The organism is Arthrobacter sp., from assembly GCF_030540645.1.
Lineage (GTDB): Bacteria > Actinomycetota > Actinomycetes > Actinomycetales > Micrococcaceae > Specibacter.
The window spans coordinates 1-5,353 of record NZ_JAUNVV010000128.1 but is presented as its reverse complement, the minus strand read 5'-3'; the positions used below and the strand labels follow the sequence as shown (position 1 = coordinate 5,353).

General features: G+C 63.1%; 5 protein-coding genes and 1 pseudogene. 1 reads left to right on the top strand and 5 read right to left on the bottom strand.

Annotation, left to right across the window (positions count from 1 at the left end):
- A pseudogene (locus tag Q4P21_RS15670) lies at nt 1-804 on the top strand (hypothetical protein); the annotation flags it as partial.
- Between the two features lie 119 nt (nt 805-923).
- On the opposite strand, the gene Q4P21_RS15665 reads toward Q4P21_RS15670, so the two are convergent.
- From Q4P21_RS15665 to Q4P21_RS15645, 5 genes are all read right to left on the bottom strand, one after another.
- Entirely contained in the window at nt 924-1,508 is a 585-nt protein-coding gene (locus Q4P21_RS15665) for a dihydrofolate reductase family protein (protein WP_303389654.1), read from the bottom strand.
- 65 nt (nt 1,509-1,573) lie between these two features.
- Nucleotides 1,574-2,761, bottom strand: a complete 1,188-nt coding sequence (locus Q4P21_RS15660) for an SGNH/GDSL hydrolase family protein (RefSeq protein ID WP_303389653.1) — start codon at nt 2,759-2,761, stop codon at nt 1,574-1,576.
- Nucleotides 2,762-2,865: 104 nt separating this feature from the next.
- Nucleotides 2,866-3,735: a metal ABC transporter permease gene (locus tag Q4P21_RS15655; protein ID WP_303389652.1), complete on the bottom strand. Its 870-nt coding sequence runs from the start codon at nt 3,733-3,735 to the stop codon at nt 2,866-2,868.
- Entirely contained in the window at nt 3,732-4,475 is a 744-nt protein-coding gene (locus Q4P21_RS15650; protein ID WP_303389655.1) for a metal ABC transporter ATP-binding protein, read from the bottom strand. Before Q4P21_RS15650 ends, Q4P21_RS15655 begins: the two co-directional genes overlap by 4 nt.
- Before the next feature lie 8 nt (nt 4,476-4,483).
- A partial coding sequence (locus Q4P21_RS15645) for a metal ABC transporter substrate-binding protein (RefSeq protein WP_303389651.1) occupies nt 4,484-5,353 on the bottom strand: 870 nt, incomplete at its 5' end.

The following is a 5,353-nucleotide window of genomic DNA, read 5'->3' as shown; positions in this document are numbered from 1 at the left end:
TGGTCGCCGCAGGCAAACCGCAACTACGCGGACTTCGCCAAGCGTGCCGGCAAGCTCGGTGGCCGCATGGCGCTTGAGGGACTAAACCACTTCAAGACTGCAGGCGTCAACTGGAGCACCGCACCGGCAGCCCCCACGACCGCGCCTGCACCTTTGGATCTGGCAACACTGCCGGAAAACTCTCCCGTTGACTTGGGCATCCCCGCCACCGTTTTCAACGGCGGGGAATACCTCACGATGAAGAACCTGCCGGCCAACTCCTGGTTGCTTGCCACGGTCCACGGAACAGTTGCGCCGGCCCCTGCCGCACGCATCCAGGCACTGGCTGCCACCGAGAATACCGGCAGCAGTGTATGGGTCCGCAGCAATGCTGCAGGCGAAGCACCCCTGAGCGTACCCGCGGACGCGGCACCGGGCGACTTCACAGTCACGGTCCAGGATGCCGAAGGGATTCTCATCGGCTTTGCCGGTATAAAGATCGCTGAAGAAGTTCCTGAGACCACTCCCCCGGCAACCACGGAGCCGAGCGACGACACCACGCCGCCCGCCACCACGAAACCGAGCGACGACACCACGCCCCCGGCATCTACGAAGCCAGCTACAACCCCGGCAGCGGACAGCACCACAAGTGCAGCCCCGACGCAAGGGTCGGTGCCCACCACGGCTCCGTCCAATGGGAACGGCACTGATGACTTGGCCAACACAGGCACCACGTCATCACTGTTGATTGGTGGTGCACTTCTGGCGCTGATCGCTGGCCTGCTCACGCTGGCTGTCTCGCGACGACGCTCCAGCATGCACTAAGCACGAGCGCTAAAAGAGCCGGGCACCCTGCCGAGGGTGCCCGGCTTTTTGCTGCCAAGGGAACTACTCCGGCAGACGCGGCCAGCCAGGGGCACCATCGAGCCCGTGGACAGCGCCCGTCAGCAGCTTGGGTCTTGATGCACGCGTTGCGGCGCGCTCCAGCCCTTTCGCGTGTACGCCATCACCACCGCGCCTGAGCGAAGCTCCTGGCGCCTCACGAACGTCAGGTCCAGCGGTTTGGACAGTCCTGCGAACAAGGTGGGTCCGTGGCCGCTAACCCTCGGATGCACCACGAATTCGTACTCGTCGATGAGGTCGAGTTCGGCCAATGCCAGGGGCAGCGTCACCCCTCCCACAAACAGCCCCTGGCCCGGGGCTTTCTTGAGTTTTTGCACTGCGCTGGCGAGGTCGCCTTGAACAAGCTCCGCCTTCCAATCAACCTGGTCCAGGGTGGTGGATACGACGTATTTCCTTGCGGCATTGATCGTGTGGGCGAAGGCCTGCGTCCAGTCCGGCATCGAATCCGAAGCAGGCGACCGCCACGTCTCCTCCATCATTTGGTAGGTCACACGGCCCAACAGAAGGGCGTCTGCCCGGGCAATGTTCTCTGCCCAGTAGAGGTGGCCTTCCTGATCTGGAAGCATTGCGCGATGATCGACGCACCCGTCGAGCGTGACATTAATGGAGTACCTGAGCGGCCGCATGCCACCACGCTAACAAGCCGGTCAGTCGCAAGTCCATGGTGGATATACCACCCGCGAGGGGGTAATTACCCGTTCGAGGCTTCCCTGTGGGCCAATGGCGCTCCAGCAGAGAAGGCCAGTTGCGCGAAGCGTTCCCCCATCAGCTGGTGTGTTGCGGCGTCGGGGTGCAGTGCATCGGACAACGGAAGCCGCACGGCGTCGGCAACACCATAGAGTTCCTGTCCGTCAAGGTGGTACAGGTTCCCGTCGCCTGCCGAGCGTTCCCGCACGATCCGTTCCAACTCGCCGCGAATCACCCGAAGCGTGAGCTTCCCGGCGGAAGTCTCCGCCGGGTCACCGGTTGCAATGAATCGCATTCGCCCAGCAGCCAGTGCCTCCATGTCGAAGGCTCCCGGGCCGGGAGTGTCCTCGTGGATTGCGCAGTGGATGGGCGAGATGACAAGCAGCGGGGTGTTGGGGTGGCCGTCGCGGATGGTGTCCAGGAATCCGTGGACTGCGGGCCCGAATGCGCGCAGGCGCATGAGGTCGAGGTTGACGAGGTTGATGCCTATTTTTATGCTGATCACATCCGCCGGGGTGTTCCGCATGGTGCGGGCAGTGAAGGGGTCTAGCAGTGCACTGCCGCCGAAGCCCAGATTGACCAGCTCAACGCCGCCCTGGCGTGCAGCAACTGCCGGCCACGTCCCCGTGGGCCGCGTGGCGTTGGATCCGTGGCTGATGGAACTGCCGTGGTGGAGCCAGACTGGGAGCCTGCTTGGCGGGGCAACTTCCACGGGTGCGTTGGCACGCAACGCTATGAGCTCCGTGGTCTCATTGTGGGGCAGCCACAATTCAACGTTCTTGATTCCGTCGGGGAGCGGCGAAAAGCGGCTGATGCAGGGCGTGCCAGTGTCCAGGCTCGTAGCACCCGTGGCCATGTCGATCGTGGTGGTGTTCCCGCCGCTGGTCGTCGAGCTGCCCAGCACCACCCCATTGACAACCAGCTCGATGATGCCGTCAGGACGTGCCGGCGCGCCTAGATAGGTGGCCCGTGAACGCACGGTCTCCAACTCGAGCTCGGTGGCGCTGGTTCTGAAAGCGATTCTTACCCCCGAGGGCTGGGACTCCGCCATCAGCAGTTGTGGGTCGTTGTTGGCCTGGGCGCGCGCCGCCGCGGGCAATCGATGCGGAAGAGTCCCCTGTGCAGTTCGTTCAAGCTCGATGGCGCCCTTGATGAATTCGTCCGGGATAGGTGTTGTTGTGGTCCAATTCACGATGGGCGCTCTTCCTGGGTCGGTGCGGGCCGAAATGGGCTGGCCAGTTCACTATTCCATGCCGCGTGGCCGCAACGCACCTTCGTCGCCCCCGGCGGCGAGCCTCAGACGGTAGCCAGCTTCCGGCGTCGTGCTGCCGTAAGCCGGGCGACCACCAGCCCATGCCGCGGGCTGAACAGGTAGACAACGAGGAAAGCCGCACCCTGGGCCAGCACCACCATCCCACCTGACGCGGCATCCAGGTAATAGCTGGCATACAGGCCCACAACGGCGCAAACAGCGGCGATGGCCGGTGCCAATACGAGCATGCGCCCGAACCGGTCAGTGAGCAGGTAGGCGGTGGCGCCGGGAATGATCAGCATGGCCACCACCAGCACCACGCCCACCGCCTGAAGCGCCACCACCGATGTCAGTGCCAGCAAGCCCAGCAACAAGGCCCCGAGCAGCCGCGGGTTCAGCCCGATGGCGTGGGCATGAGTCGGGTCAAAGGCGTAGAGGGTGAAGTCCTTGCGCTTGATGACAAGGACGGCGAACGTCACGACGCCCAGCAGCACCACCTGAATGAGGTCACCGTGACTGAGCCCCAGCAGGTTGCCGAAGATGATGTGGGTGAGGTCCGTCTGACTGGGCGTGACGGAGATCAGCACCAGGCCCAAGGCAAAGAGGGTGGTGAAGACGATGCCGATTGCGGCGTCCTCCTTGACCCGGCTCGTGTCCCGCACGGCACCGATCAAGGCAACTGCCAGGAAGCCGAACAGTACGGCACCAATGGCAAACGGGGCCCCCACAATGTAGGCCAGGGCAACTCCGGGCAGGACGGCGTGGGAGACGGCGTCGCCCATGAGCGACCAGCCGATCAGCACCAGCCAGCAAGACAAGACGGCGCAGACCACGGATGCGATGACGGTGACAGCAAGGGCGCGCTGCATGAAGGCGTAGTCGAGTGGTTCGAGCAGGAATTCGAAAATACTCACAGGGCTGCCCCGCTTCGGCTCATGACGTCAAGGCCAAAGGCCATGGCAAGATTTTCGGGCTGCAGCACTTCGCGGGGGGTGCCGTGCATGAGCACCCGGCGCATGAGCAGAACGGCCTCGTCAGCCAAATCCGGCAGGGCCTGGAGGTCGTGGGTGGACACCAATATGGTGGCACCCTCGCGGGCGAGTTCCTTCAGCAACGTACAAATGGTCGCCTCGGAGCGCTTGTCCACCCCGGCAAAGGGCTCGTCAAGCAGGAGTGTGGTTGCCTCCTGCGCAATCCCGCGGGCCACGAACGTGCGCTTCTTCTGCCCGCCGGAGAGCTGGCCGATCTGTCGGTTTGCGTAGTCGTTTAGTTCCACGCGTTCCAGGGCCTCGGCCACGGCCAGTTTGTCTGCCTTTCTGGGGCGGCGGCTCATACCCATGTGCCCGTAGCGACCCATCATGACCACGTCCTGTACAGAGAGGGGGAACTGCCAGTCGACATCCTCGCTTTGCGGAACATAGCTGACGGCACCTGTGCGGCGTGCCGCCGCCGGTGTCTGGCCGGCGATGGTGACGATTCCGGCGTCGGGCTTCACCAAGCCCATGATGGCCTTGAACAACGTGGATTTTCCGGAGCCGTTCATGCCCACGAGGCCACAGATGCGGCCCTTCCCGAGCCGGAGGGTTGCCTGGTCCAAGGCCAACACAGACCCGTAGTGGACCGTCACTGCGTCGACGTCAATGGCGGCAGCCATGGCGGCGCTCACGGCGTGGTCCCGGTCAGTGCGTCGACGATGACTTTCGCGTCATACCGGATCAGCTCGAGGTAGGTGGGTACGGGGCCGTCCGCTTCAGAGAGTGAGTCAACATAGAGGGTGCCACCAAAGACGGCGTCAGTCGCCTCCACTACGCGTTTCATCGGTGCTGCCGAGACGGTTGACTCGCAGAACACCGCGGGAACCTGGTTGCTGCGCACAAATTCAATGGCGCCTGCAATTTGCTGCGGGGTGGCCTGCTGCTCTGCGTTGACCGCCCAAATGTACTTTTCGCTCAGGCCTGCATCACGGGCCAGGTAGGAAAAGGCCCCCTCGCAGCTGACCAGAGCACGCTGGTTCTGCGGAAGCACGGAGAGCTTGTTCACGAGATCGTCCTGCATGCCCTGCAAGGTGGCATTGTAGGCGGCACCGTTGTGCGCATAGAACGGCGCATTGGCTGGATCCAGTTTTTGGAATGCCCCCACCATGTTCTTGACATAGATTTGCACGTTCGACGGCGACATCCAGGCGTGCGGGTTGGGCAGGTCCTTGTAGGCGTCCTCGGCAATGTCAATGGTTTCCACACCTTCGGAGACAACAACGTGCGGCGCTTTCACATCCTGTACAAATTGCTCGAACCAAGCTTCCAAGCCCATCCCGTTGTCAAGGATCAGATCTGCCTTGCCAGCCTTGCGAATGTCACCGGGCGTTGGTTCGTACCCATGAATTTCGGCACCTGCTTTGGTGATCGATTCCACGCGCAGCTTGTCCCCTGCCACGTTCTGGGCGATGTCAGCGAGGACTGTGAACGTTGTCAGCACCACCGGGCGGTCATCGGCTGCCTCATTGATGGCGGTGTTGGCGGAGTCGCTACAACC

Coding starts and splice junctions, on each gene's coding strand:
- Q4P21_RS15665 (WP_303389654.1), bottom strand. CDS start 1,508: ATGCGGCCGCTCAGGTACTCCATTAATGTCACGCTCGACGGGTGCGTC.
- Q4P21_RS15650 (WP_303389655.1), bottom strand. CDS start 4,475: ATGGCTGCCGCCATTGACGTCGACGCAGTGACGGTCCACTACGGGTCT.